Source organism: Segatella oulorum F0390, from assembly GCF_000224615.1.
Classification (GTDB): Bacteria; Bacteroidota; Bacteroidia; order Bacteroidales; family Bacteroidaceae; genus Prevotella; species Prevotella oulorum.
In genome coordinates this window covers 1-757 of the sequence record NZ_JH114225.1, presented here as the reverse complement: position 1 = coordinate 757, position 757 = coordinate 1, and the positions used below count along the sequence as shown (strand labels likewise).

The following is a 757-nucleotide window of genomic DNA, read 5'->3' as shown; positions in this document are numbered from 1 at the left end:
CGGACAAACACAAGAAAAGGTTGCCGGCGAAGAATTTGCCGATAAACAAACGCGCGGAATGATTGGTGGCAAACGGTTTGCCGACGAGCAAAATGCAAAAAGGTTGCGTGGCAGAGGGGTTTGATGGAGGTTGGTAGGGGCGGCGCCTGTGTGCCCGCCCGTGTCGCCCTGCAGGGGCGCATCCATCGTTAGCAGGTGTGCATTATGCGCAATGCACAAACATTTCAACGCATGGAGATGCCTCCTTTGCGGGTGGGGAACGTGCCCTTTGCGAATGGAAACGCCTCCTTTGCGGGTGGGGAACGTGCCTTTTACGGATGGAAACGCCGCTGCGCGGACGTTCGGGCGGGCACACAGGCGCCGCCCCTACCATTTCTCGTGTGGCTCCGTGTCCCAAGGTTGCCGGCGAACAGTTCGCCGACGGACAAACACAAGAAAAGGTTGCCGGCGAAGAATTTGCCGATAAACAAACGCGCGGAATGATTGGTGGCAAACGGTTTGCCGACGAGCAAAATGCAAAAAGGTTGCGTGGCAGAGGGGTTTGATGGAGGTTGGTAGGGGCGGCGCCTGTGTGCCGCCGTGTCGCCCTGCAGGGGCGCATCCATCGTTAGCAGGTGTGCATTATGCGCAATGCACAAACATTTCAACGCATGGAGATGCCTCCTTTGCGGGTGGGGAACGTGCCCTTTGCGAATGGAAACGCCTCCTTTGCGGGTGGGGAACGTGCCTTTTACGGATGGAAACGCCGCTGCGCGGA

1 protein-coding gene and 1 pseudogene are annotated in these 757 nt (G+C 58.1%); one reads left to right on the top strand and one right to left on the bottom strand.

The features are described 5' to 3' along the window. Window positions 1-186: pseudogene (locus HMPREF9431_RS13085) on the bottom strand (hypothetical protein); the annotation flags it as partial. Between the two features lie 131 nt (window positions 187-317). Here HMPREF9431_RS13085 and HMPREF9431_RS11910 point away from each other — a divergent pair. Continuing rightward, entirely contained in the window at window positions 318-545 is a 228-nt protein-coding gene (locus HMPREF9431_RS11910; RefSeq protein WP_040561721.1) for a hypothetical protein, read from the top strand. The last annotated feature ends 212 nt before the right edge of the window (window positions 546-757 follow it).